At 73.4% G+C, this 24,712-nt stretch carries 22 protein-coding genes and 1 pseudogene; 10 read left to right on the top strand and 13 right to left on the bottom strand.

All coding sequences use genetic code 11. The features are described 5' to 3' along the window. The first annotated feature begins 12 nt into the window (after positions 1–12). On the top strand, positions 13–750 hold the full coding sequence (locus tag AB0J24_RS01230; RefSeq protein ID WP_358673553.1) for a helix-turn-helix domain-containing protein: 738 nt from the start codon (positions 13–15) through the stop codon (positions 748–750). 74 nt (positions 751–824) lie between these two features. Here the strand turns inward: AB0J24_RS01230 and AB0J24_RS01225 are convergent, their stop codons facing one another. From AB0J24_RS01225 to AB0J24_RS01215, 3 genes are all read right to left on the bottom strand, one after another. Further along, a complete protein-coding gene (locus AB0J24_RS01225) occupies positions 825–1,238 on the bottom strand; it encodes a VOC family protein (protein WP_358673550.1) in 414 nt (137 codons plus the stop codon). A 127-nt stretch (positions 1,239–1,365) separates the two neighbouring features. After that, the gene (gene arc, locus AB0J24_RS01220) at positions 1,366–3,102 is read right to left on the bottom strand and encodes a proteasome ATPase (protein ID WP_358674344.1); all 1,737 of its coding nucleotides are present in this window, start codon (positions 3,100–3,102) and stop codon (positions 1,366–1,368) included. Between the two features lie 323 nt (positions 3,103–3,425). Further along, positions 3,426–4,358: a tRNA (adenine-N1)-methyltransferase gene (locus tag AB0J24_RS01215; RefSeq protein ID WP_358673547.1), complete on the bottom strand. Its 933-nt coding sequence runs from the start codon at positions 4,356–4,358 to the stop codon at positions 3,426–3,428. A 156-nt stretch (positions 4,359–4,514) separates the two neighbouring features. Between AB0J24_RS01215 and AB0J24_RS01210 the strand changes: the two are divergent. Both AB0J24_RS01210 and AB0J24_RS01205 read left to right on the top strand, forming a co-directional pair. Then, positions 4,515–4,607: pseudogene (locus AB0J24_RS01210) on the top strand (recombinase RecB); the annotation flags it as partial. Positions 4,608–4,690: 83 nt separating this feature from the next. Continuing rightward, complete coding sequence (locus AB0J24_RS01205; protein ID WP_358673544.1) at positions 4,691–5,500, top strand: thioesterase family protein; 810 nt, start codon at positions 4,691–4,693, stop codon at positions 5,498–5,500. Positions 5,501–5,558: 58 nt separating this feature from the next. On the opposite strand, the gene hisG is transcribed toward AB0J24_RS01205, so the two are convergent. The 4 genes from hisG to metH form a co-directional block, all read right to left on the bottom strand. Further along, a complete protein-coding gene (hisG, locus tag AB0J24_RS01200; protein WP_358673541.1) occupies positions 5,559–6,452 on the bottom strand; it encodes an ATP phosphoribosyltransferase in 894 nt (297 codons plus the stop codon). A 49-nt stretch (positions 6,453–6,501) separates the two neighbouring features. After that, entirely contained in the window at positions 6,502–6,765 is a 264-nt protein-coding gene (locus tag AB0J24_RS01195; protein WP_358674341.1) for a phosphoribosyl-ATP diphosphatase, read from the bottom strand. 205 nt (positions 6,766–6,970) lie between these two features. Continuing rightward, positions 6,971–7,690: an HAD family phosphatase gene (locus tag AB0J24_RS01190; RefSeq protein ID WP_358673538.1), complete on the bottom strand. Its 720-nt coding sequence runs from the start codon at positions 7,688–7,690 to the stop codon at positions 6,971–6,973. A gap of 4 nt (positions 7,691–7,694) precedes the next feature. Further along, positions 7,695–11,330 carry a methionine synthase gene (metH, locus tag AB0J24_RS01185; protein WP_358674338.1) on the bottom strand — a complete coding sequence of 1,212 codons (3,636 nt, stop codon included), beginning with the start codon at positions 11,328–11,330 and terminating at the stop codon, positions 7,695–7,697. 162 nt (positions 11,331–11,492) lie between these two features. Here metH and AB0J24_RS01180 point away from each other — a divergent pair, with 162 nt between their 5' ends. The 6 genes from AB0J24_RS01180 (at position 11,493) to AB0J24_RS01155 (ending at position 17,771) form a co-directional block, all read left to right on the top strand. Then, positions 11,493–12,383 (top strand): PAC2 family protein, encoded by an 891-nt coding sequence (locus tag AB0J24_RS01180; protein WP_358673535.1) that lies wholly within the window; start codon positions 11,493–11,495, stop codon positions 12,381–12,383. Positions 12,384–12,411: 28 nt separating this feature from the next. After that, on the top strand, positions 12,412–13,536 hold the full coding sequence (locus tag AB0J24_RS01175; protein ID WP_358674335.1) for an MFS transporter: 1,125 nt from the start codon (positions 12,412–12,414) through the stop codon (positions 13,534–13,536). A gap of 113 nt (positions 13,537–13,649) precedes the next feature. Continuing rightward, positions 13,650–14,348: a hypothetical protein gene (locus AB0J24_RS01170; RefSeq protein WP_358673532.1), complete on the top strand. Its 699-nt coding sequence runs from the start codon at positions 13,650–13,652 to the stop codon at positions 14,346–14,348. Between the two features lie 4 nt (positions 14,349–14,352). After that, complete coding sequence (locus AB0J24_RS01165) at positions 14,353–16,425, top strand: sensor histidine kinase (RefSeq protein WP_358673529.1); 2,073 nt, start codon at positions 14,353–14,355, stop codon at positions 16,423–16,425. After that, on the top strand, positions 16,394–17,035 hold the full coding sequence (locus tag AB0J24_RS01160) for a response regulator transcription factor (RefSeq protein WP_358673527.1): 642 nt from the start codon (positions 16,394–16,396) through the stop codon (positions 17,033–17,035). The genes AB0J24_RS01165 and AB0J24_RS01160 overlap by 32 nt, the downstream gene beginning before the upstream one ends. Before the next feature lie 76 nt (positions 17,036–17,111). Then, positions 17,112–17,771, top strand: coding sequence for a zinc-binding dehydrogenase (locus AB0J24_RS01155; protein ID WP_358673524.1), 660 nt, complete (start codon positions 17,112–17,114; stop codon positions 17,769–17,771). A 28-nt stretch (positions 17,772–17,799) separates the two neighbouring features. On the opposite strand, the gene mshC is transcribed toward AB0J24_RS01155, so the two are convergent. From mshC to AB0J24_RS01135, 4 genes are all read right to left on the bottom strand, one after another. Next, positions 17,800–19,041, bottom strand: a complete 1,242-nt coding sequence (gene mshC / locus AB0J24_RS01150; RefSeq protein WP_358673521.1) for a cysteine--1-D-myo-inosityl 2-amino-2-deoxy-alpha-D-glucopyranoside ligase — start codon at positions 19,039–19,041, stop codon at positions 17,800–17,802. Positions 19,042–19,160: 119 nt separating this feature from the next. Then, complete coding sequence (locus tag AB0J24_RS01145) at positions 19,161–19,346, bottom strand: hypothetical protein (protein ID WP_358673518.1); 186 nt, start codon at positions 19,344–19,346, stop codon at positions 19,161–19,163. A 101-nt stretch (positions 19,347–19,447) separates the two neighbouring features. Beyond that, positions 19,448–19,654: a helix-turn-helix transcriptional regulator gene (locus tag AB0J24_RS01140; protein ID WP_358673516.1), complete on the bottom strand. Its 207-nt coding sequence runs from the start codon at positions 19,652–19,654 to the stop codon at positions 19,448–19,450. 7 nt (positions 19,655–19,661) lie between these two features. Beyond that, on the bottom strand, positions 19,662–20,282 hold the full coding sequence (locus tag AB0J24_RS01135; protein WP_358673513.1) for a hypothetical protein: 621 nt from the start codon (positions 20,280–20,282) through the stop codon (positions 19,662–19,664). Positions 20,283–20,374: 92 nt separating this feature from the next. Here AB0J24_RS01135 and AB0J24_RS01130 point away from each other — a divergent pair, with 92 nt between their 5' ends. Continuing rightward, positions 20,375–21,241, top strand: coding sequence for an NAD(P)H-binding protein (locus tag AB0J24_RS01130; protein ID WP_358673510.1), 867 nt, complete (start codon positions 20,375–20,377; stop codon positions 21,239–21,241). Between the two features lie 10 nt (positions 21,242–21,251). Here the strand turns inward: AB0J24_RS01130 and AB0J24_RS01125 are convergent, their stop codons facing one another. Together AB0J24_RS01125 and AB0J24_RS01120 are read right to left on the bottom strand one after the other, a co-directional pair. Then, positions 21,252–23,246, bottom strand: a complete 1,995-nt coding sequence (locus tag AB0J24_RS01125; RefSeq protein WP_358673507.1) for a VWA domain-containing protein — start codon at positions 23,244–23,246, stop codon at positions 21,252–21,254. Further along, positions 23,239–24,636, bottom strand: coding sequence for an ATP-binding protein (locus tag AB0J24_RS01120; protein WP_358673504.1), 1,398 nt, complete (start codon positions 24,634–24,636; stop codon positions 23,239–23,241). Before AB0J24_RS01120 ends, AB0J24_RS01125 begins: the two co-directional genes overlap by 8 nt. Positions 24,637–24,712 lie beyond the last annotated feature (76 nt).

Here is a 24,712-nt window from a genome sequence, read left to right as displayed (position 1 = left end):
AGGCTCGATCCCGTGGGATACCGGGAAGCCGCCGCCGCGGGGCCGCTCGCGGGCGCGCTGGAGTGCGCCTGGCAGGCACACACCGACGTCCCGCACGAGCAGCGGGTGCTGCCCGACGGCTGCATGGACCTGATCCTGCTCGACGACCGGGTCGTCGTCGCCGGGCCGGACACGGCCGCACACCTCGCCCGCTCGGCAGCGGGCACGACCACCACCGGCCTGCGCTTCCGCCCCGGTGCGCTCCCCCCGCTCCTGGGCGTCCCGGCCGACGCGCTGCGGGACCGACGAGTACCCCTCACCGACCTCCTCCCCCGCGGCCCCGACGCCGGGCTCGTGGAGCGGTACCTGCGGACCGTCCAGGACGCCCTGCTCGGCGTCCCCGCACCACCCGCGGTCGCCTGGCCGGAGCTGGGTGCTCGACGGCTTCCGCTGCATCCGCTGCCGGCGGCCGCCGTGCGGGCGCTCGGGCGTGGGATGCCGGTCGCCGAGCTCGCCGACCGCCTCGGCGTGACCTCCCGGACCCTGCACCGGCGCTGCGTCGCGACGCTGGGGTACGGACCCTCCGTCGCCCGCCGGGTGCTGCGCTTCCGCGCGGCCGGCGCGCTGCTGTTCGACGGGGTGTCCCCGGCCGAGGTGGCCGCCCGCACCGGGTACGCCGACCAACCACATCTGTCCCGGGAGGTCCGCTCCCTGGCCGGGATCACCCCCGGCGAGATGGCCGTACGACCGGCCACGACCGTGCAGCGCTGACCGGACGGCCGCTGCCGGCCCGCGCAGGCCGTGGCACGCGGCGGGACCCGTGCGCACCGCCGGGGCCGGCGGAGTCAGCCCCGGCCCTCGGTCCAGGCGAACAGATCCAGCGGCGTGCCGTCGGGGTCGCGGATCGTGGCGTAGCGCTGACCCCATGGCGCGTCGAAGGGCTCCAGCACGCTCCCGTGCCCGGCATCGGTCAGCCGCGTCCACGCCTGGTCGACCGCGGCGGCCGACGGCAGCCGGAACGCCAGGGTCATCCGGCCCTCCCCGCCCGGGGCGGCACCGGGGTGGAACTGCTCGACCATCGACTGCAGGTCCAGCGCGAGCCGCAGGCCGCCGCGCAGGGTCGTCTCCACGTGCGGGGCGGACTCGGCCCCCTCGGGGAACGACAGCCCCAGCAACCGGTAGAAGGCCACCGAGCGGGCCATGTCCGTCACCAGGATCCCGATCATGTCCGGCTCGGCGCCGATCGTCTCGTCAGTCACACGGCGCAGGCTAGGGGGCGCGGGCCCCGGCGGTCGTGAACGGATCGGACAGCTCCTCGGGCGACCCCGGCACACGTCGAGGGGGCCCCGTCGCGGCGTGCGCGGCGGGGCCCCCTCGACGAGCGTGCTACAGGTACTGGCCGGTGTTCGACGCGGTGTCGATCGCGCGGCCGGTGGCCTCGTTCTTCCCGGTGACCAGCGTGCGGATGTAGACGATCCGCTCGCCCTTCTTGCCCGAGATCCGGGCCCAGTCGTCCGGGTTCGTGGTGTTGGGGAGGTCCTCGTTCTCGGCGAACTCGTCGACGATCGCGTCCAGCAGGTGCTGGACCCGCAGGCCCGGCTGGCCGGACTCGAGCACCGACTTGATCGCGGACTTCTTCGCCCGGTCGACGATGTTCTGGATCATCGCGCCGGAGTTGAAGTCCTTGAAGTAGAGGGTCTCCTTGTCACCGTTGGCGTAGGTGACCTCTAGGAACCGGTTCTCCTCGGACTCGTCGTACATCCGCTCGGTGATCCGCTGGATCATCCCGTCCACGCAGGCCTTGCGGCTGCCGCCGAACTCGGCGACGTCGTCGGCGTGGATGGGCAGCGTCTCGGTGAGGTACTTGGAGAAGATGTCCCGTGCGCCCTCGGCGTCCGGACGCTCGATCTTGATCTTGACGTCGAGCCGGCCCGGCCGCAGGATCGCCGGGTCGATCATGTCCTCGCGGTTCGAGGCGCCGATCACGATCACGTTCTCCAGGCCCTCGACGCCGTCGATCTCGGCGAGGAGCTGGGGGACGATCGTCGTCTCGACGTCGGAGGAGACACCCGAGCCGCGGGTGCGGAAGATCGAGTCCATCTCGTCGAAGAACACGATCACCGGGGTGCCGGCGCTGGCCTTCTCCCGCGCCCGCTGGAAGATCAGCCGGATGTGCCGCTCGGTCTCGCCGACGAACTTGTTGAGCAGCTCCGGGCCCTTGATGTTGAGGAAGAACGCCCGCCCCTCGTCCGGGTCGTCACCGCGCTGCTTGGCGATCTTCTTCGCCAGCGAGTTGGCGACCGCCTTGGCGATCAGCGTCTTGCCGCAGCCGGGCGGGCCGTAGAGCAGCACCCCCTTCGGCGGGCGCAGCTCGTACTCGGTGAACAGCTCGGTGTGCAGGAACGGCAGCTCCACCGCGTCCTGGATCTGCTCGATCTGCCGGGACAGGCCACCGATGTCGGAGTAGGAGATGTCCGGGACCTCCTCCAGGACGAGGTCCTCGACCTCGGCCTTGGCGACCCGCTCGTAGGCGTAGCCCGCCCGCGTGTCGACCATCAGGTGGTCCCCGGCCTTGAGCGGGCTGGTGCCCTCCTCCTGGCCGAGGTCGAACAGCGGCGCGGCGAGCCAGACCACCCGCTCCTCGTCCGAGTGCCCGATCACCAGGCCACGGCCGGCCGAACCGTCGGCACCGGGCTTGGAGACGATCTCGCGCAACGAGTAGAGGTCGCCGACCTGCTCGAAGCCCATCGCCTCGACCACGGTGAGCGCCTCGTTGAGCCGCACCGACTGGCCGCTGCGCAGCTCGCTCGCCTCGACCGCGGGCGACACCGGGACCCGCATCCGGCGACCGGAGGTGAACACGTCCACCGTGTCGTCGTCGTAGCGGGCCAGGAAGACGCCGTAGCCGGACGGTGGCTGGGCCAGCCGGTCGACCTCCTCGCGGAGCGCCACGAGCTGCCCCCGAGCCTCCTTGAGGGTCTCGGTGAGCTTCTCGTTGCGGGCGTTCAGTGCGGAGAGTCTGCTGGTGGTCTCGGCCAGACGCTGTTCCAGCACCCGGGCGTGCCTGGGGGTCTCGGTCAGCCGCTGACGCAGCGTCGCGATCTCGTTCTCGAGATACCGGATGTGCTCTGCGGCCTCAGCCGGACCGTGGTCACGACCGGCCTGGACATCATGCCTGCCGGGACCGTCGTCGTAGGGGTGGTTCACGGCAGCCTCCCTCCGTGTTCCGTTCAACCACGGTACCCCGGGCGGGGACACCGCGGCGGTGCGTCGAACCGGTGATCCGGGCCTCAGCCGATCGGCACCATGACGTCACTCTGCGGCTTCCCGCTCGTCACCGCCACGTCCACACGGATGGGACTTTGTGAAGTTCTTGTTCCACGCCGGGCGCGCCGCCCCTCGGCGGTACACCCGTACGGTCCAACAGCAAGGACCGTACGGCTGTGTCAGCGTCCCGTCGGACGGCGCTGCTGTCGAGGTGGGGTGACCCCGTCCGCCAGCCGCCGCGAGGTCACCAGGAAGGCGGTGTGGGCGATCATCCGGTGCTCCGGACGGACCGCCAGGCCGACCACGTGCCACGGCCGGACCATCGCCTCCCACGCCTCCGGCTCGGTCCAGCACTGCATGTCGCGCAAGTGTTCCGTCAGGACGGAGAGCTGCGTGGTGGTCGCCACGTACCCGACCAGGACGCCACCGGGGACCAGGCTGTCGCGGACCGTGTCGAGCACCTCCCACGGGGAGAGCATGTCCAGCACGACGCGGTCCACCTCGCCCCGGTGCTCGCGGACGTCACCGACAGTGAGGTCCCAGTGCGGGGGGCGGTGCCCGAAGAACGTCTCGACGTTCTGCACGGCGTGCGGGGCGTGGTCCTCGCGCACCTCGTAGGAGATCACCCGGCCGGTCGGGCCGACCGCCTGCAGCAGCGAGCAGGTGAGCGCACCGGAACCGGCGCCGGCCTCCAGCACCCGCGCACCGGGGAACACGTCGCCCCACATGAGGATCTGCGCGGAGTCCTTCGGGTAGATCACCTGGGCCCCGCGCGGCATCGACAGCACGTAGTCGGCCAGCCGTGGTCGCAGCGCCAGGTAGGGGGTGTTCGCCGCGGAACGGACCAGGCTGCCCTCGGGGGCACCGATCAGGTCGTCGTGGGAGATCTGTCCGCGGTGCGTGTGGTAGGCGCCGCCCTTCTCCAGCACCACCGTGTAGTGCCGGCCCTTCGGGTCGGTCAGCTGGACCCGGTCGCCCGCGACGAAGGGGCCGCCCCGGCGGCGGGGCTCCGGCGTGCTGTCCGGGCCCTCCTGGTCGGCGGGGCCGGCCGTGACGTCGGGGCCCTCGGCGGTGCTGGTGGCTGCGCTGTCGGTCGGAACGGGATCGGGCACGGGCGACGACGCTATCCACGCCGACGCGCGGACCGGGAGCCGGGGTCGGGGCGGATCACCGGGTGTGTCGGGTGGCCGGGTCGACCTCCGCCCGTGACCGCCGCAGCGAGCGACCTCCCGCCGCCGGACGGTGCGGCGCCGCCGGGCGGGCCGGGGATGCTCCGCCGGGCCCCGGCGCCCTCGCCGTCGCGCGCGGCGGACTTCCGGCGCTGCCCGCTGCTGTACCGCTTCCGCGCGGTGGACCGGCTGTCCCGCCCGGGGCGGTGCCCCACCCCCCTACCCGGGGTGGCCCGCCGGCCCGGCCGTACCCGCCGGCGAGGCATGATCACGTCGTGGACCCCTTCTACCGTCCGTGCGACGAGCGGGCCGGCGCGGCCGACTTCGAGTCCCGCTTCGATGCCACGTCCTCGACCACCGGGCCCTGGTTCGCCGACGCCCAGCACATGGGCCCGCCGTCGGCCCTGCTCACCCGCGCGATGCGCCGGCTGCCCGCACGCGACGGTGCACCCCGCCGGCTGGCCCGGGTCACCGTCGAGGTGCTCGGCGCGGTGCCCGCCGGCCCGATCACGGTGACCGCACAGGTCGAGCGGCCCGGGCGCACGATCGAGCTGCTGTCGGCGACGATGCGGGCCGGTGACCGCGACGTCCTGCGCGCCAGGGCGTGGCGGCTCGCGGCCGGGGACACCTCCGCGGTCACGCAGGGGGTGGCCGATCCGATGCCCGGTCCCGGCTCCGGGACGATCGGGCTCGACCGGCCCGAGGGCTGGCTACCCGGCTTCCTGGACGCCGTCGAATGGTCGTGGCTGGACGGCGGCGCCCTCGACAGCCGCGGGCCGGGCCGCGGCTGGATCCGGATGCGGGTGCCGCTCGTCGACGGCGAGGAGCCGGACCCGTTGGAGCGGCTGATGGTCGCCGCGGACTGCGCCAACGGCCTGGCTGCTCCGCTGGACGTGCGGGAATGGCTGTTCGTCAACACCGAGCTGACCGTGCACCTGCACCGTGCGCCGGAGGGCGAGTGGTTCGGCGCCGACGCCGCGACCGTCGTCGGGCCGGACGGGCTCGGCACCTGCTCGGCCACCCTGTTCGACGTGCACGGGCACGTGGGCCGGATCGCGCAGGCGCTCACGGTCCGCGCACGCTGACCCGGCCGGGACGAGGCCGGCGGCCCACCGGGCGCGGGCCGACCGGCCCGGTGCGGGGTCAGCCGGTGCCGTGCCCGTTCACCGACATGGCGCGGCAGCTGCGGATCTCCGAGGTCAGGATCGCGGTCGCGCCGATCCGGGCGAGGGTGTCCATGACCCGGTTGGTGTCCTTGGCCGGGACCATCGTGCGGACGGCGACCCAGCCGGCCTTGCGCAGGGGGGACACGGTCGGTGCCTGCAACCCGGGGGCCACCTTCTCGACGTCGGGCAGCAGCGACTCGGGGCAGTCGAAGTCCATCATCAGGTACTCGCGGGCCAGCACGACGCCCTGCAGGCGGTCGGCGAACACCCGCTTGACGGTGGTGGTCTCGCTGTTCTCGACCCGGTCCGGGCGCTTCTCGCGCTCGATCAGGGTGGCCTGCGAGGTCGCGATCGGCTCTCCGATGACCTGCAATCCGTGCTGGCGCAGGGTGCGCCCGGAGGAGACGACGTCGGCGATCGCGTCGGCCAGGCCGAGCTGTATGGAGATCTCCACGGCGCCGTCGAGCTTCACGATCTCGGCGCCGATCCGCTTGCCGGACAGGAACGACCGGACCAGCCGCGGGTACGAGGTGGCGATCTTGCGGCCGTCGAGGTCCTCGAGCTTCCAGTTGCTGTCGGCGGGGGCGGCGAAGTGGAATCGGGAGCGCCCGAAGCCCAGCGCGAGCAGCTCCTGGGTCTGGCTGCCGGACTCCTCCATCAGGTCGAAACCGGTGACGCCCAGGTGCAGGTCGCCCTTGCCGACGTAGGTCGCGATGTCCTTGGGCCGGAGGTAGAAGAACTCGATCTCGTTCTCCTCGTCGACCACGCTGAGATCGCGCGAGTCGGTCCGCTGGCGGTACCCGGCCTCACGCATCATCGTGGCGGCGGGCTCGGCCAGCGTCCCCTTGTTGGGCAGTGCCACGCGGAGCATGACGCTCTCCTGGAATCGTCGTAACGTGCGGTCGTACGGGGAGGGCGCCCTAGAGGTGCTTGTAGACGTCCTCGAGGGCGATCCCGCGCTGGATCATGATCACCTGCAGCCGGTAGAGCAGCTGTGAGATCTCCTCGGCCAGCTGGTCGTCGCCCTGGTACTCGGCCGCGAGCCACACCTCGCCCGCCTCCTCGAGGACCTTCTTGCCCTGAGCGTGCACCCCGGCGTCGAGTGCGGCGACGGTGCCCGAACCGGGCGGCCGTTCCCGGGCCTTCGTCTGCAGCTCGGCGAACAGCCCGTCGAATGTCTTCACGTGCATCGACCCCTTTCGGCACCAGTGTGAAGGGTGTGCCCGGCGGAACCGGCGGCCACCCGGGTTCCGGAGCCATGCGGACAACACACCGCGCCGGGTGGTTCACCCGGTGTGACCCGTCGGCGCAGAACGGGCCGTTCGGCGACGGAGGGCAACCGCTCGCGAGCGACGGGCGCCGATCCGGCGCAGCACCCGCCGCCCGCGTTCAGGTCCGGGCGCGGACCTCGCGGAGCACACCGTCCAGGTCGGCCGGGGTCATGCCGGCCAGGGTCCGGCGCTGCACCCGTCGCTCGCCCGCCGGCACGTCCAGCTCGCAGGGCACCACCAGGACCGCGCAGCCGGCCCGCTCGGCCGAGCGCGCACCGGTCGGCGAGTCCTCGACCGCGACGCAGTCCGCCGGGTCCAGCCCGAGCAGCTCCGCTGCGCGCAGATAGGGATCGGGCGCCGGTTTGGGGGCCGCCACCTCGTCACCGGGCACGATCGCGGCGAAGTGTTCGCGCCCGAGGGTGTCCAGCGCGCGGGTCACCAGCACCCGGATGGTGTTGGTGACCAGCGCGACCGGTATCCCCTCGGCGTGCAGTGCACCCAGCAGCTCCCGGGCACCGGGGCGCCACGGCACGCCGTGGGCGAACAGCTCCCCCGTCCGGTCGTAGAGCCACTCACCGGTCTCCCGGTACTCGTGGGCGGGCACCGTGTCCGGGTCCCGCCCGGCCTCGCGGAAACAGATCCGCAACGAGGAGTCCAGCGACCCGCCGACCGTCTCCCGCCGGGCCGGGACGGGCAGCGGTTCGGCCCCGAGGTGCTTCATGAGGTCGTTGAGCGCGACCTCCCACACCTTCTCGGAGTCGATCAGCGTGCCGTCCATGTCGAACAGGACGCCCCCGAGCTCACGTGCGTGCCTCGGGTCAGGCCTCGGGTCAGGCATCGGGTCAGGCATCGGTGCTGTATCCCAGGTTCGGACGGAGCCACTTCTCGACCTCGGCGACGTCGGTGCCGAGCCGCTGCGCGTAGTCGGCGATCTGGTCCCTGCCGACCCGCCCGACGGTGAAGTACCGGGAGCCCGGGTTCTGGAAGATCATCCCGCTCACCGCGGCAGCCGGGGTCATCGCGTACGACTCGGTCAGCCCGATCCCGATGTCCTCCGCCCCGAGCAGGTCGAACAGCGGACGCTTCTGGGTGTGGTCCGGGCAGGCCGGGTACCCGAAGGCCGGCCGGATACCGCGGAACTTCTCCGCGAGCAGCTCCTCTATCGGCTGGTCGGCGTCCGGTTCGAACCACTCGCGGCGGGCCTGCCGGTGCACGTACTCCGCGAACGCCTCGGCGAGCCGGTCGGCGAGCGCCTTCACCATGATCGACCGGTAGTCGTCGAGGGCGTCCTCGAACTCCTGTGCCATCACCTCGGCGCCCTGGATGGACACCGCGAACGCGCCCAGGTGGTCACCCTCGGGTGCGACGTAGTCGGACAGACAGCGGTTCGCCCGGCCCAGCGGCTTCTTCGTCTGCTGGCGCAGCATCGGGATCCGCATCGCCCCGGAGTCCGGGTGGATGACGATGTCGTCGCCCTCCGCGTGCGCCGGCCAGAAGCCGTAGACGCCCTTCGCGGCGAACCGGTCGTTCGCGATGATGTCGTCGAGCATCGCGTTGGCGTCGTCGTAGAGCTCCCTCGCGACCGGCTCCTCCAGGATCTGCGGGAACTTGCCCCGCATCTCCCAGGCCAGGAACAGGAACTGCCAGTCGATCAGCTCGCGCAGCTCGGCGATCGCCGGGGCGCACTCCCGGGTCCCGGTGAACGCCGGCACCGGCAGGTCGTCGAAGTCGACCTTCTCCGGGTTGGCGCGGGCCTCCTCGATCCCGAGCAACGGCGTCTGCTCGCGCCCGGCGTGCTGCTCGCGCAACCGCTCCTGGTCCTCGGCGTTGCGCTTCGACAGCGTCTCGGAACGATCGTCGTCGAGCAGGTCGGACACGACGCCGACGACCCGGGAGGCGTCGAGCACGTGCAGCACGTCGCCCTGGTAGGCGGGAGCGATCTTGACCGCGGTGTGCTGTTTCGAGGTGGTCGCGCCCCCGATCAGCAGCGGCAGCTTCAGCCCGCGCCGCTCCATCTCGGCGGCCACGCCGACCATCTCGTCCAGCGACGGGGTGATCAGCCCGGACAGCCCCACGACGTCGGCGCCCTCGGCGACGGCGGTGTCCAGGATCGTCTGGGCGGGGACCATCACTCCGAGGTCGATCACCTCGTAGCTGTTGCAACCCAGCACGACACCGACGATGTTCTTGCCGATGTCGTGCACGTCGCCCTTGACGGTGGCCATGACGACCTTGCCGTTGCCCCGGTCGGACTGGATCTCCCCGCGGGCCCTGGCCTCCTCCTTCTCCTTCTCCATGAAGGGCTCCAGGTAGGCCACGGCGCGCTTCATCACCCGCGCGCTCTTCACCACCTGGGGGAGGAACATCTTCCCGTCGCCGAACAGGTCGCCGACGATCTTCATGCCGTCCATCAGCGGGCCCTCGATGACGTCGAGCGGCCGGGCGGCCTGTGCGCGCGCCTCCTCGGTGTCCTCCTCGACGTAGTCGACGATGCCGTGCACCAGCGCGTGCGAGAGCCGGTCGCGGACGTCGTTCTCCCGCCAGCTCAGGTCGACCTTGCGCTGGGTGCCCTCACCCTTGAACCGGTCGGCCGCCTCCACCAGACGGTCGGTGGCGTCGGGCCGCCGGTTGAACAGGACGTCCTCGACCATCTCCAGCAGATCGGCCGGGATGTCCTGGTAGACGGCGAGCTGGCCGGCGTTGACGATCCCCATGTCCAGCCCGGCCTTGATGGCGTGGAACAGGAACGCGGAGTCCATGGCCTCGCGGACCACGCTATTGCCCCGGAAGGCGAACGACAGGTTCGACACGCCGCCGGAGATGTGCGAGCCCGGGCAGCGCTGCTTGATCCGGGGCAGGGCTTCGATGAAGTTGCGCGCGTAGTCGTTGTGCTCCTCCATGCCGGTGGCCACGGCGAGGATGTTCGGGTCGAAGATGATGTCCTCGGGCGGGAACCCGGCCTGCTCGACCAGCAGGTCGTAGGCCCGCCCGCAGATCTCGACCTTGCGGTCGGCGGTGTCGGCCTGGCCGGTCTCGTCGAACGCCATCACCACGACGCCCGCGCCGAAGGAGCGGACGATCCGCGCCTGCTCGAGGAACCGCTCCTCGCCCTCCTTCAGGCTGATCGAGTTGACCACGCCCTTGCCCTGCACGCACCGCAGCCCGGCCTCGATCACCCCCCACCGGGAGCTGTCGATCATGATCGGCAACCGGGCGATCTCCGGCTCGGTGGCCAGCAGGTTGAGGAAGGTGGTCATCTCCTCCTCGGACTCGAGGAGGTCGGCGTCCATGTTGACGTCCAGCATGTTCGCGCCGCCGCGGACCATGTCCAGCGCCACGTCCAGTGCGCCGGTGTAGTCCTTCGACTCGATCAGCCTGCGGAACCGCTTGGACCCGGTGACGTTGGTCCGCTCGCCGATCATCACGAAACCGGTGTCCGGGCCGATCTCGAAGCGCTCCAGGCCGGAGAACCGGGTCCGCGTCGGCGCCTGCGCCGGGACCCGCGGAGGCAGGTCCTTGACCGCCTCGGCGATCGCCCGGATGTGCTCGTGCCCGGTGCCGCAGCAGCCGCCGACGATGTTCACCAGTCCGGCCTCGCCGAACTCCTTGAGCAGGGCGGCGGTCTGCTCCGGGGTCTCGTCGTAACCGCCGAACGCGTTCGGCAGGCCGGCGTTCGGGTAGGTCGCGATGAAGGCGTCGGCGATCTCCGCGAGCGCCACCACGTGCGGGCGCATCTCCTCGGCGCCCAGGGCGCAGTTGAGGCCGACGACCAGTGGCCGGGCGTGCCGCACGGAGGTCCAGAACGCGTCCACCGTCTGCCCGGACAGCGTCCGGCCCGAGCGGTCGACGATCGTCACCGAGATCCACACCGGCAGATGCGGCGCGGTGTCGTGGGCGGCCTGCAACGCGGCCTTGGCGTTGAGCGTGTCGAAGATGGTCTCGATCAGCAGGATGTCCACGCCGCCGGCGTCGAGCGCGGCGATCTGCGCCGCGTAGGCGTCGTAGACCTGCTGGTAGCTGACGGCACGGTAGGCCGGGTCCTCGACCTTCGGTGACAGCGACAGGGTCACGTTGAGCGGGCCGATCGAACCGGCCACCCACTTCGGCTCGCCGGAGGCCTGCTCGGCCTCGTCGGCGGCCTGGCGGGCCAGCCGTGCGGCCTCGGTGTTCATCCGGTCCGCGTAGCCCTCCAACGCGTAGTCGGCCTGGCCGATCGTGGTCGCGGTGAAGGTGTTGGTGGTGGTCAGGTCCGCCCCGGAGGCGAAGTACCGCCGGTGGACGTCGAGGATGACGTCCGGCCGGGTCAGGTTCAGCAGGTCGGGATCGCCGTTGGTGTCCTTCGGATGCCCCTCGAGGAAGTCCGCCGTGTAGTCCTCGGGGGACAACCCCAGCCCCTGGATGACGGTGCCCCACGCACCGTCGATGACTCCGATCCGCCGGCTCAGGAGATCCCTGAGCTGCCGGGTCTTCTGCTGCACCTGCCGGACGCGGTCGGGGTCCGGTTGTGTTGCCGTGTTCTCGCCGCCCGAAGAGTTGCTCACCGAGTGATCCGCTCCCGTCGTAGATGACACGATCAGTCAGGCTACCCGGCGGCCGGGTCTCACCCGGGTTCTGCGCGAGCAGGGTCGTAGGCTGGTCCGATGACCGACCGAGAGCCGAGCGCCACGGGTGGCGGAGAGACCCCCGACCTGGTCGAGCCGGTCCTCATCGCCGCGTTCGAGGGCTGGAACGACGCCGGGGAGGCCGCGAGCACCGCTCTGGAGCACCTGGAGCTCAGCTGGGATGCCGAGCCGCTGACCTCGATCGATCCCGAGGAGTACTACGACTTCCAGGTCACGCGCCCGCACGTGAAGCTCGCCGGCGGGGTGACCCGGCGGATCGAGTGGCAGACCACCCGGCTGTCCTGGGCGACCCTTCCCGGCACCGGGCGGCACGTCGTGCTGGTGAACGGGATCGAGCCGAACCTGCGTTGGCGGTCGTTCTGCGCGGAGCTCATCGGCCAGGCCGAGCGGCTGGGAGTGACGAAGGTCATCACATTGGGGGCACTGCTCACCGAGGTCCCGCACACCCGCCCCACCCCGGTGAACGGGACGTCGTGGGACGTGGACTCGCTCCGGGAGATGGGCACCGAGCCGTCGAACTACGAGGGGCCGACCGGCATCGTCGCGGTGTTCCAGCAGGCCTGCGTGCAGGCCGGGATCCCGGCCGTGTCCTACTGGGCCGAGGTGCCGCACTACGTGTCGCAGGCCCAGGTGCCGAAGGCCGCCGTGGCGCTGCTGCACCGGATCGAGGAGGCGCTCGACGTCGAGGTTCCGCTCGGGTCGCTGCCGGAGAAGGCCGAGGAGTGGGAGCGGACGGTCTCGGAGATGGCCGACGCCGACGACGAGGTCCGCGAGTACGTCCGCCAGCTCGAGGAGCAGGCCAACGAGTCGGACGAGGAGGAGGCGCGCACCGAGATGCGGGAGACCTCCGGCGACGCGATCGCCGCCGACTTCGAGCGCTACCTGCGCCGCCGCGGCCCGAACTCCTGAACGGACGGGCCGCCGGGAGGCCGGTGTGATGCGGCGGGCGGCGCTGTTCGCCGGCGCCTTCCTGGGCCCGTTCGGCGGCGGGCTCACCGTCGCGATCCTGCCGGAGCTCGGTGCCGACTTCGGCGTGTCGACCGCGGTCGCCTCGACGTCGATCACCGCGTACCTGTTGCCGTTCGCCGCCGCGATGCTCGTCTCCGGGACGCTCGGCGAGCGGTGGGGCCGCTCGCGCAGCGTGGTCGCCGCGTACCTCCTGTACGCCGTGGCGTCGCTGGCCTGCGCGCTCGCCGCGTCCTGGACGGTGTTCCTGGCCACCCGTGCGCTGCAGGGGGTCGCGAACGCGTTCACCACGCCGCTGCTGCTGCTGGCCGCGGTGGCCGGGTCGGTCGAACCCGGTCGGCTCGGCCGGGCGCTCGGCTGGTTCGGCTCGATGCAGGCCGCGGGCCAGACGTTCGCACCGTTCGTCGGCGGCCTGGCCGCCGAACTCGACTGGCGTTCGGCATTCGGCGCAGCCGCCGCGGTGGCACTGCTGCTCGGCCTGGTCGGCCTGCCCGCGGGATCCGCCCCGGTGTCCCCGGCGTCGGTGCCGCGGCCGCGGCTGCGTTCGGCGTGGACCGGACCGGTCCTGCGGCTCGGCCTGGTCGCCGGTCTGGGCTGGGGCCTGCTGGCCGGGTTGAACTTCCTGCTCGCGTTGCGCCTGGAGGAGGTGTTCGGGCTCGGCGCCGCAGAGCGCGGGCTGGGGCTGACCGCACTCGGTGTCGCCGGGATCCTGTCCGCCCGCGCGGTCGGCGGAGCGATCGACCGGCTCGGGGCCCGCCGCTGCGTGGCGGCCGGCGCGGTCGGCGGGGCGCTGCTCGTGGCCGGGATCGGCACCGCACCGCTGCTGGGCGTCGTCGTCGTCCTGTGGGCGCTGGTCGGCGTGTGCGGCCAGTTCGTGCTGGTCGGGGTGAACGCCCTCGCGCTGCGCTCGTCCGGGCCCGGCAGCGGCGGAGCGGTGTCGGTGGTGCAGGCGGGGCGGTTCGGCGGGACGGCCGCGTCGCCGATGGTGCTCACCCCGCTCTATCACGCGGACCCGTTGGCCGCGTTCCTCGTGCCGGCCGGGGTGCTGGGCTGCGCGGTGCCTGCGGTTCTCGCGCTGGACCGGCGCCGGGACTGACCCGGTGGGTGCCCGGGACGTCCCGCCGGTGCGGGACGAACCGACCCTGCTGCCCGGGACGTCGGCGGGGACACGGTGGTCCCGACCCGACACCCGTCCGGAAGGAACCCGCCGTGCACGCCGTCCCGCCACCCCTCCCCCGCACCGCCCCCACCCGGCTCGCCGCCGGCCCGCCCGGCACCGGCTGGGCCTGGTCCGGCACCGTGGCCGGGGCGACCGGCCTGCTGGGGCTGCTCGGCACCGCGGGCATCTACACCCAGGACGCCTGGGACGCCGGCGACAACAGCCGGATGGCCGCGTCGGTGGCCGAGCACAGCACGCTCGTCTGGGCGCACCAGGCCCTGTCCGGGTTGGTCGTCACCCTGCTGGTGGTCTTCGCCGCCGGTCTGTACCGGCACCTGGCCCGGCGTGAACCGCCGGGCAGCCTGGTCCCCGCCGTGGCCGCGGCCGGGGTGGGGCTGACCGCTGTCGCGGTGTTCCTCGGCGCCGGCCTGGACACCGAGCTCTGGTGGTCGGTCGGTGCGGGCGCGATCGCCGACCCGGACACCGTCGGCTCGATGGTGATCCACTACGGGGCGGTGCCGTGGCTGTGGGGCGGTCTCGGTCTCAGCGCCGCCGCCGTCGCCTACGGCGGGTTCGCCCACCGCTCGGTGGGCCGCGGGCTCGCACTCGTCAGCGCGGCCGCGGCCGTGCTGCTGTTCGCCACCCAGGCGGCTCCGGTGCAGTACATCGCGCTGGTGCCCGGGGCACTGTGGCTGATCGTGTCCGGACCGCTGCTCGCCCGCGTCCGGTCCCGGGTGGCGGCAGACTGACCCGGTGACCTCCCGTTCCGGCGCCGCGGCGATCGTGCTCCTGCTCTGCGCGGTCGCCGCGGCGCTCGCGGTGGACACCGGTGAGCCGCTCACCCAGTTGTGGGTGCTGGTGTTCGTCGCGGCCTGCGCGGTCACCGGCGGTCTGGTGCTCGAACACCGGCCGGGTCACCGGGTGGGTCTGCTGCTCCTCGGCTCCGCGGCCTGTTTCGCGCTGCCCGAGGCCGCCGGTCGGCTGGCCCTGCGGCTGCCGGAGGGGTCGTTCGCCGCGGCGGCACTGGGCTGGCCGCAGACCTGGCTGTGGGTGCCGGCGAACCTGCTGCTGGCGCTGGTGCCGCTGCTGTTCCCGGACGGCAGGGTGTCCCGCCGCGCCCGGCCGGTGCTCATCGCGCTGGGCGGGCTCGCCGTACCGGCGGCGGTGCTGTCCGCGACCAGCCCCGGCCCGGACTCCCAGCTCGGCGTCGGCAGCAGGCCCAACCCGCTCGGCGTCCCTGCGCTGGCGGGGCTCGCCGGCCCGGTCACGGCGCTGTTCTCGCTGGCCTGCGGACTGGTCCTGGTCGCCGGTGTGGTGGCGCTCGGCGTCCGGTTCCGCCGGTCGGCACCGGGCAGCACCGACCGCCGCAGGCTGGCCTGGCCGGTCTGGGCGCTCGGGGTGGCGGCACTGGTGGTGCTCGCCCGGCTCGTCGCCGGGCTCACCGATGACGAGCCCGGGCCGTGGCCGTCGTCGGTCCCGTTCTGGGAGCTGCTGGGCTCGGCCGCCGCGTTGCTCGTGCCGGTCTCCATCGGGATCGCGGTGGCCCGGCACCGGCTCCTCGACATCGAGCTGGTGATCGGGCGGACCGTCGTGCTGGTGACGCTGTCGGCCGTCGTCGTCGGCAGCTATCTCGCCGCCGTCGCGATCGGCGGGCGGCTGCTGGAGCCGCTGCTCGGCGCGCGCGGTGACCTGCCGGCGGCGCTGGTCGGCGTGGCGGTGGCCGCGGTGCTGTTCGCGCCGCTGCGGAGCCGGCTGCAGCGCCGCGTGGACCGGTTCCTCTACGGGGAACGCGGCGACCCCTATGCCGTGCTCGCCGGCCTCGGCCGTCGGCTGGAGGCGGTCGCGGACCCCTCGTCGCTGCCCGCGGTCGCCGGTACGGTCCGGGAGGCGCTGCAGCTGTCCTCGGTGCGCATCGAGGTCGACGGGGACACCGCGCTCGACGCCCGCGCGGGCCAGGACCCGGCCCCGGGCACCGAGGAGGTCGTCGAGCTGACGGCGGGCGCGGAGCACGTCGGACGGCTCGTGCTGGGGCCGCGACCCGGCGAGCGGAGCCTGTCCGCCCGCGACCGCAGGTTGCTGCGTGACCTGTCCGGCCCGATCGCGAGCACCGTGCGCGCCGTGCGGGCGACCGGGCGCGCCAGGCTCCTCGCCGAGGACCTGCAACGGTCCCGGGAGCATCTCGTGCGGGCCCGCGAGGAGGAACGCAGACGGATGCGCCGCGACCTGCACGACGGCCTCGGACCCACCCTCGCCGGACTGGTCATGCGGGCCGACGCCGCCCGGGAGACCGGTGGCGGGCCCGACGAGCTCGCCGAGATCGCGGTGCAGGCCAGGACCGCGCTCGAGGACGTCCGGCGGCTCGTGGACGGTCTGCGGCCACCCGCGCTCGACACGCTCGGACTCGCCGGCACGATCCGGGCGCAGCTGCAGGGCAGGCCGCGCGGCGTGCCGGACACGGTGCTCGACGTGGCCGCCCCGCTGCCGCCGCTGCCCGCGGCCACCGAGGTGGCTGCGTTGCGGATCGTCACCGAGGCCGTCGCCAACGCCGACCGGCACGCCCGCGCGTCCCGGGTCGCGGTGTCGCTGCGGATGCGCGGCGACGACCTGCACGTCACCGTCACCGACGACGGGACCGGCCCGCCGGACGGCCCCGGGGCCGGGGTCGGGCTGCGGTCGATGGCCGAGCGGGCCGCCGAGCTGGGCGGGCGCGCTACGGTCGGCCCGGCCGACGGCGGCGGGACCCGGGTGCACGCCGTGCTCCCGGCCGGTCACGGCAGCGGAGCGGGAGGGGCGCATGGACCGGATCCGGACGTTGATCGTCGATGACCACGCCCCGTTCCGGGCCGGGCTGCGGACCCTGCTCGGCACGGCGCAGGACGTCGAGGTGTGCGGAGAGGCCGCGACCGGCGAGGAGGCGCTGGCCGCGGTCGTCGCGCACCATCCCGACGTTGTGCTGCTCGATCTCACGATGCCCGGGATGGGTGGGATCACCGCCACCGAGCGGATCGTGACCGCCGTCCCGCACGCCCGGGTCCTCGTGCTGAGCATGTCCGGCGACGACGAGTCGGTGCTCGCCGCCCTGCGGGCGGGTGCCCGCGGCTACCTGCTGAAGGGCGCCGCCAGGACGGAGATCCTGCGGGCGGTCCGCACGGTCGCCGGTGGCGAGGCCATCCTCGGTCCCTCGGTGGCCGGACGGCTGCCCGCGCTGCTCGCCCCGGCCACCCCGGCGCCGCCGCCGTTCCCCCAGCTCAGCGCCCGCGAGCGGGAGGTGCTGACCGGCTTGGCCGCGGGCCTGACCAACCCGCGCATCGCGAGCAGGCTGGGGCTGAGCGAGAAGACGGTCCGCAATCTGGTGTCGGCGGTGCTCGCGAAGCTCGGGGTGGCCGACCGGGCCGACGCCGCCGACAGGGCCCGCTCGGCCGGGCTCGGTCCGTGAACCGCGCCACCACGCACTGGACCTGAAGCCGGGTTCATGCAGGACGCTCGGTGGCCGAACGTGGAGGGAGCGGGTGATGGACGGGGAACCGGGGCCGGACGAGGTGCTGGTGGATGTCGGGCTCCGCTTCCCCGGGCCGGGCCACGGGCTCGTCGGGACCGTGACCGCGGTGGGGCCCGGTGTCGATCCGGGCCTGCGCGGACGTCCGGTCGTGACACGGTCGCGCCCCGGACGACCGGCGGTGCGGGTCGTGGTCGCGGCGTCGGCCGTCCTGCCGGAGGCGCTCGGCCCGGGACAGGCCGCGGCCCTGGTCGACGACGCCGCGACCGCCCTGCGGGTACTCGCCGGGACCCCGGTCCGCGCCGGCGAGGACGTCCTGGTCGTGCCGGCCGCGGACGGGCCGGGCGCACTGCTCGTCCGGCTCGTCACCGACGCCGGGGCCCGGGTCGTCGCAGCGGCGCACGGTGCGCACGCGATGCGGCTGGCCCGCGAGCTCGGGGCGGTGCACGTCGTCGACCACGGCAACCGGGGATGGGTGACCCAGGTGCACGAGCTGCTCCCGCGCGGCCCCGCGGTCGTGTTCGACGGCGCCGGGGGCTTGGTGGGTCGGGCCGCCGCCTGGCTGGTCGCACAGGGCGGCCGCTACACCTCGTACGGCACCGCACTCGGGCCGGCGCCCGACCTCGGGCCCTGCGAGCCCCGGGCACGCGGGATCACCGTCACCACGAGCTGGTGACCGCCCGCACGGCGCTGTCCCGGAACGCTCAGAGCCGGACCCCCAGCAGCGCGTCCAGCGCGGTGCGGACGGTCCCGGGGGCGCCCACGTCCGATCCCCGGCGGGTGAGCGCCTCGTCGGCCCACGCGTCGACAGCGGCGAGCGCTCCGGGGGTGTCCAGGTCGTCGGCGAGGTGCGTGCGCAGCTTGGCGACCAGCTCGGCGGCGTCCGGGCCGGCGTCGAGCCGCACGGCCTCCCGCCACCGCGCCACCCGACGCTCGCCGAGCGCGTGCACCTCGTCGGTCCAGGAGCGGTCGGTGCGGTAGTGCCCGTCGAGCAGCGCCACCCGGATCACGTTCGGGTCGACCCCGGAGTTGCGCAGCTTCGAGACGAAGACCAGGTTGCCCTTGGACTTCGACATCTTCTCGCCGTCCAGCCCGATCATGCCGGTGTGGGCGTAGTGCCGGGCGAACGGATGCTGACCGGTGATCGACTCGGCGTGCAGGGCGCCGCACTCGTGGTGCGGGAAGATCAGGTCGGAACCGCCGCCGTTGAGATCGATCTGGGGGCCGAGCCGGTTGAGCCCGATCGCCGCGCACTCGACGTGCCAGCCGGGCCGCCCGCGCCCCAGGTCCGGGGAGTCCCAGGCCGGCTCCCCCGGGCGCTCCATCCGCCACAACAGCGGGTCCAGCGGGTTGCGCTTGCCCGGCCGGTCCGGGTCGCCGCCACGCTCGCGGGAGAAGCGCAGCATCGTGTCCTGGTCGTAGTTCGACTCGTAGCCGAACCGGCCGGTCGAGGACACGTCGTGGTAGACGTCGGGGTGCTCCGGGTCCTCGATCCGGTACGCCGCGCCGGAGGCGAGGAGCTTCGCGACCAGCTCGGCGATCTCCGGGACGGCCTCCACCGCGCCGACGAACTGGCGTGGCGGCAGCACCCGCAACGCCTCCATGTCCTCGCGGAACAGCGCCGTCTCGCGCAGGCCGAGCACCACCCAGTCGTCCTGGTCACGCTCGGCCCGCTCGAGCAGCGGCTCGTCGATGTCGGTGACGTTCTGGACGTAGTGCACGTCGTGGCCCAGGTCCCGCCACAACCGGTTGACCAGGTCGAACGCCAGGTACGTCGCGGCGTGCCCGAGGTGGGTGGCGTCGTACGGGGTGATCCCGCAGACGTACATGGTGGCGACCGCACCGGGGGCCGTGGGCCGGACCCGGCCGGTCGCGGTGTCGTGCAGCCGCAGCGGTGGCCCGCTGCCCTGCAGTGCCGGCACGTCGGTCGGGGCCCAGGTGTCCATGCGGTCAAACCTACCTAGCTGCTCGGGTGCACTCATGCTGCCGAACGCGCGGGGTCGTCCGCGGATTCCGGCCGGCCCGGGGAGGGGTGCCGGACCGGTGGTCCGCTCCGGGAGGTGGGTCACCACCACTCGACGTCGAGCTTGGACTCGATGTCGCGGACGTGCCGGCGGGCGCAGGCCGGGCAGAGCCAGCCCTCCCGGCCGTGCTCGTCGCGGTCGCAGGCCCATCCCGCCATCGCCGCCGCTCCGGCCTCGGCGGGGCGAGGGCCCCCGCAGATCCGGCAGGACGGCGTCGCGGTGCTCACCCCCGCGATGGTGCCCCGGCCGGGGCGTCCTCGTCGAGGTGGGCTCGGACGAACACCCCGGCGATCGCCGGTCCGCCGGCCGGGGCAGGTGACCGGTCGGCTCAGTCCGGGCGGTAGGCGAGCAGGTCCCCGGGGGTGCAGTCGAGCTCCCGGCACAACGCCTCCAGGGTGCTGAACCGGATCGCCCGCGCCCGACCGCTCTTGAGCACCGAGAGGTTCGGCAGGGTCACGCCGACGCGACCGGAAAGCTCGGTGAGTGTCATACCTCGGTCGGCCAGGATCTTGTCGAGCGTCACGACGACGGGCACAGGTCCCTCAGACCGTCAGGTCGTTCTCGTCCTGCAGCACCGTGGCGGTGCGCACCGCGACGGACACGACGAGCAGCAGGGCGGCGAGCCCGGCACCGGCCCACAGCCAGCCGAGATCGGCGACCGGGAGGACGCCGGGGAGGGACCGGGCTGCGAACCACGACGACGAGGTGGTGGCGACCGAGTAGGTCACGCCCGCGGCGAGCACCCACCGGGCGAGGCTCCGGAACCGTTGCGCGTCGCCGGCCCCGATCCTCGACGACCCGGTCAGCGCCGCGGTGAGCAGAAGCAACCGGTACGCCGCCGACGCCGCGAACAGCAGCGCCACGGCGGTGAGGACCACGCCGCCGACGACCACCGGTAGCGGCAGCGACGCGAGCGGGACCGAGCTCGTCACCGGGACCGGACCGCCTGCAGCATCCGCACCGGATCCCGGAGGCAGCTCGGCGACGACCCGCACCGGCGTCTGCAGGCCGGTCGTCAGTGCACCGGGGTAGCCAGTGCCGTGTCCCCAGAACGTGGCGAACACCGTGATCGGCACGGTGATCACCAGTACGAACACGGTGAGCACCAGCACCAGGCGGACGACCTGCAGAAGCCACCGCTCGGCTCGTCGGAGTTCCGTCACGACGCACCTCCTCGACTTATCGACAAACAGTAATATCGTTTATCGATAAGAGCAAGGCCGGACTGTCAGGGGTGCGTGCGATCGTCGGTGACATGCGCATCGTGGTGACGACACCTACTGGAAATGTCGGTTCCCGGGTGCTCCGGCTGCTGGTGCAGGCCGGGGTCCGGCCGGTGGCCCTGCTCCGGGACCCGGGCCGGCTCCCGTCCGATCTGCACGGTCTGGTCGAACCGGTCCGGGCCGACCAGACCGACACCGAGGCGGTGCTGCGGGCCACCGCGGGCGCCGATCGGCTGTACTGGGTGAACCCGCCCGCCCCGCCGGGTGCGGATCCGCTCGCACACCATGCGGTCTGTGCCGAGGTGGTCGCCCGCGCGGTCCGCGAACACGAGATCGGCGCCACCGTGTTCCAGAGCAGCGTCGGCGCCGAACTGCGGCGGGGGGCGGGCGACATCGACGGGCTCGCCGCGACCGAGCTGGCGCTGGACGCGACGGGCTCGCCGGTGCTGCATCTGCGCTGCGGGTACTTCATCACCAACCTGCTGGCCTCGGCGCAGGAGGTGGCCGCCGGCTCGTTGTCGACGCCGTGGCCGGTGGACCACCCGCTGGCGTGGGTGGATCCGCGCGACATCGGCGAGGTCGCCGCCGCCCGCCTGCTCGGCCCGGGCTGGACCGGCCGGGTCGTGCAGGCGGTGCACGGACCGGCCGATCTCACGTTCACGCAGGTGGCGGAGCTGCTGGCGGAGCAGCTCGGCCACCGCGTGGAGGCGGTGCACGTGCCGTCCGCCGAGTTCCGGGCGATGCTGCGGGAGGCCGGGCTCGGCGCCGCCGAGGTGGACGCGATCGCCGGCATGGCCGAGGGCCTGAGCGGCGGTTTCGTCGCCGAGCAACCCCGGAGCGCCGTGAGCACCACCCCGACCACCGTGCGGTCGTGGATCGCCGAGCACCTGCAGCGGTGATCCCCCGGGCTCAGCCCCGGCGTCGGCGGAGGTAGTCCGACACGACCTCGGCGCCCAGACCGTCGAGATCGGGGTTCACCACCCGGCCCCCGGTGCGCCGGGCGAGCCGGTCGGTGAAGGCGGCGAGCCCGGGATCGTCCCCGAGGACGAAGAAGGTGAACCGGGCCTCCATCCCGATCAGCCGGTCGAGACCGTCGACGGTGGCACGCAGCGTGCGTGGGTGCGGCGGGTAGTCGAAGAACGCCTCCCCGTCGCGTTCCAGGTGCGCGGTGGGCTCCCCGTCGGTCACCACCAGCACGACCGGGGTGGCGTCGGGCAGGCGGGCCAGCCGTTCGCGGGCCAGGAGCAATGCATGGTGCAGGTTCGTGCCCTGCTGGTAGGCACCCTCCAGCCCGACGAGCTCGCCCAGCTCGACGGTCCGCGCGTGCCGGCCGAACGTGATCAGCGAGAGGTCGTCCCCCCGGAACCGGGTGGAGATCAGCTGGTGCAGGGCCAGCGCGGTGCGTTTCATCGGCACCCACCGGCCCTCGGCGACCATCGACCACGAGGTGTCCACCAGTAGCGCCACCGCGGCGCGGGTGCGCTGCTCGGTCTCGACGATCTCGACGTCGGACACGTCGAGCACCCGGTCGTCTCCGGCCGCCCGCCGCAGCTGCGCGTTCAGCATCGTGCGCGGCACCGACCAGGCCTGCGTGTCGCCGAACTCCCAGGCCCGGGTCGCGCCGGTCGCCTCCCCCGCGGCACCGGACCGACGGGTCTCCCTGGCTCCGGTCCGCCCACCGACCCGGTCGGCGACGTCGCGCAGCACGGACTGCCCGAGCGTGCGCAGGGCCTTGGGCGACAGGGTCAGCGTCCCGTCGGCGGCGCGCCGGAACAGGTCCTGCCGGTGCAGCTCCCGCTCCAGCTCGGCCAGGGTGCGCGCGTCGGCGGCGGCCTCCGGGCCGAGCATCTCGGTGAGCGCGTCGAGGTCGATGTCCTCCATGCGCGCGCCGGGGTAGCTCTGCGAGAGCTGCTCGGCGAGCGCGTCGAGCCGGCCGAGCTCCTCCAGCGCCCTGGTCGCCTCGCCCATGCCCATCGGGTTGTCGCCGCGGAAGTTCCCACGCCCGGTCCAGTCCTCACCGGGGCGCAGGCCCTGCAGCTGGGCGTCGAGCCGGGCCAGCGACTCGGACAACCGCGGGTCGCCGAAAGCCTGGCGGGACAGCTCGGCCAGCTCGGCCCGCTGCTCGGCGGACATCGAGTTCATCATGCGCTGGGCCGCCGCGGCCCGGGCGGCGAGCGCGTCGACGAGCTCCTCGGTGCTCTGCGGGTTCTCCGGGAAGTGCTCGCCGTGCTCACGCATGAACTCGGCGAACCGCTCGGTCGTGTCCTCGCCGCGGGCGTGCTGCTCGAGCAGCTCGTTGAGGTCGTCGAGCATCCGGCCGATCCGCTCGCGAGCAGCGCGGCCCTCAGGGGTGGCGTCGGGTCCCATCGATTCCAGTGCCTGCTTCATGCCCTCGAAGCGCTGGTCGAGCAGTTCCCGGCCGAGCAGGTCACGGATCTCGTCGTAGGCCTCGCGGGCGTCGGCGGACCGCCAGTCGTAGTCGTTCAGCTCGCGGACCGAGCCACCGGTGTCCGGGGGCAGCGCGTCGAGTTGCATTTCCCGGAACCGGGCGTCGTCGGAGTCCTCGTTGCCCAGCGACCCGCGCTCCGCGTCCAGGGCCCGCGCCAGCAGTTCGCGGACCTCCTGCAGGGTGCCGTCGACCCGGTTGTCGCGCTGCAGGTCGCGCCGCCGCTCCCACACCCGGCGGGTCAGGTCGTCGAGTCCGCGGCGCCCGTCGAGCCCGCGGCGCATCAGCTCCTGCAGCGCCTGGCGCGGCGAGGAGCCCTCCATGACGTCGCGGCCGATCTGGTCCATCGCCGAGCGGATGTCGTACGGCGGCGCCAGCGGGTCGGGCCCGCCGGTGTAGGGGCCGTAGGCGTAACGCAGTCGTCGGCCGTGCCGTCGTCCCGCCCGCCCGTCAGCCATACGACACCGTGTCGCCGTCGTCGGAGGAGTCCTTGGCCAGCTTGCGCGTCAGGAACAGGTACTCCAGCGCCAGCTCCGCGGCCGAGGCCATCGGGCCCGGGTCCTCGGTGCCGGCGGCGCCGAGCTTGGCCGCGATCTCGGTGAGGGCGGCCACCTGCGGCAGCGCGGCCACGACGTCGCGCGCCGGGACCTGCTCACCGGTGCGGACCGGGCGGGTGGACACCTGCGCGGCCAGCTCGTCGAGATCGACGCCGCGCAGCGCGAACCGGGCGGTGTCGGCGGTCGCCCGGCGCAGCAGGTGCTCGAGCACCTCGTCCTCGCGGCCCTCCTCGCCGGACGCGAACTCGATCTTGCCGCGGAGCACTGCCGGGACCGACTCGAGATCGACCGGCCGCGCGCACGCGGTGTCCTCGCCGGTCAGCGCGGCGCGGCGCAGCGCTGCGGCGGCGACGGTCTCGGCGGCGGCCACGGAGAACCGGGCGGAGACGCCGGAGCCCTGGTCGATGGCGGAGGAGTCGCGCAGGTGACGGGTGAACCGGGCGACGATCTCCAGCAGGTGGCGCGGCACCTCGGCGGCCAGATCGGCCTCCTGCGCGACCAGTTCCACCTCGGGGGCGAGCTCCAGCGGGTAGTGCGTGCGGACCTCGGCGCCGAAGCGGTCCTTGAGCGGGGTGATGATCCGGCCGCGGTTGGTGTAGTCCTCCGGGTTCGCGCTCGCGACGAGCAGCACGTCCAGCGGCAGCCGGAGGGTGTAACCCCGGACCTGGATGTCGCGCTCCTCCATCACGTTGAGCAACGCCACCTGGATGCGCTCGGCCAGGTCGGGCAGCTCGTTGATCGCGACGATCCCGCGGTGCGCCCGCGGGACGAGCCCGAAGTGGATGGTCTCGGGGTCGCCCAGCGAGCGGCCCTCGGCGACCTTCACCGGGTCGACGTCACCGATCAGGTCGGCGACCGCGGTGTCCGGGGTGGCGAGCTTCTCGGTGTAGCGCAGCGTGCGGTGCACCCAGTCGACCGGCAGGTCGTCACCCAGCTCCCCGGCCCGGCGCAGCGAGGCCGGGGTGATCGGCTGGTAGGGGTGCTCGCCGATGTCGGACCCGGCGATGACCGGGCTCCACTCGTCGAGCAGGTTCACCAGGGAGCGCAGCACGCGGGTCTTGCCCTGGCCGCGCTCACCGAGCAGGACGACGTCGTGGCCGGCGATCAGCGCCCGTTCGAGCTGCGGGACGACGGTCGCACCGAAGCCGACGATCCCCGGCCAGGGGTCGCGGCCCTCGCGCAGGGCCGCCAGGAGGTTGTCTCGGATCTCTTGCTTCACGCCTCGCAGCTCGTGCCCGGACGCACGCAGCGCCCCGACGGTGCGAGGAAGGTCAGATGGTGTGACGGGCACGGCTTCCACGCTACGCCCGGTCGTCACCCGTGGCGCGCCACCGGCCGCGCCCACAGTGACGGGCGTCACCGTGCGG

This window comes from Pseudonocardia sp. NPDC049635, assembly GCF_040659795.1.
Lineage (GTDB): Bacteria > Actinomycetota > Actinomycetes > Mycobacteriales > Pseudonocardiaceae > Pseudonocardia.
Note: the sequence above shows the minus strand (reverse complement) of the source record. Positions and strands in the feature narration are given on the sequence as shown.

What these genes read in the sequence shown, in the direction of transcription:
- hisG (WP_358673541.1), bottom strand. Translation starts at nt 6,452, where the DNA reads ATGCTCCGCGTGGCACTGCCCAACAAGGGGACGCTGGCCGAGCCCGCC.
- AB0J24_RS01190 (WP_358673538.1), bottom strand. Translation starts at nt 7,690, where the DNA reads ATGCCTGACCCGAGGCCTGACCCGAGGCACGCACGTGAGCTCGGGGGC.
- AB0J24_RS01180 (WP_358673535.1), top strand. Translation starts at nt 11,493, where the DNA reads ATGACCGACCGAGAGCCGAGCGCCACGGGTGGCGGAGAGACCCCCGAC.
- AB0J24_RS01175 (WP_358674335.1), top strand. Translation starts at nt 12,412, where the DNA reads ATGCGGCGGGCGGCGCTGTTCGCCGGCGCCTTCCTGGGCCCGTTCGGC.
- AB0J24_RS01160 (WP_358673527.1), top strand. Translation starts at nt 16,394, where the DNA reads ATGGACCGGATCCGGACGTTGATCGTCGATGACCACGCCCCGTTCCGG.
- AB0J24_RS01155 (WP_358673524.1), top strand. Translation starts at nt 17,112, where the DNA reads ATGGACGGGGAACCGGGGCCGGACGAGGTGCTGGTGGATGTCGGGCTC.
- mshC (WP_358673521.1), bottom strand. Translation starts at nt 19,041, where the DNA reads ATGGACACCTGGGCCCCGACCGACGTGCCGGCACTGCAGGGCAGCGGG.
- AB0J24_RS01130 (WP_358673510.1), top strand. Translation starts at nt 20,375, where the DNA reads ATGCGCATCGTGGTGACGACACCTACTGGAAATGTCGGTTCCCGGGTG.
- AB0J24_RS01125 (WP_358673507.1), bottom strand. Translation starts at nt 23,246, where the DNA reads ATGGCTGACGGGCGGGCGGGACGACGGCACGGCCGACGACTGCGTTAC.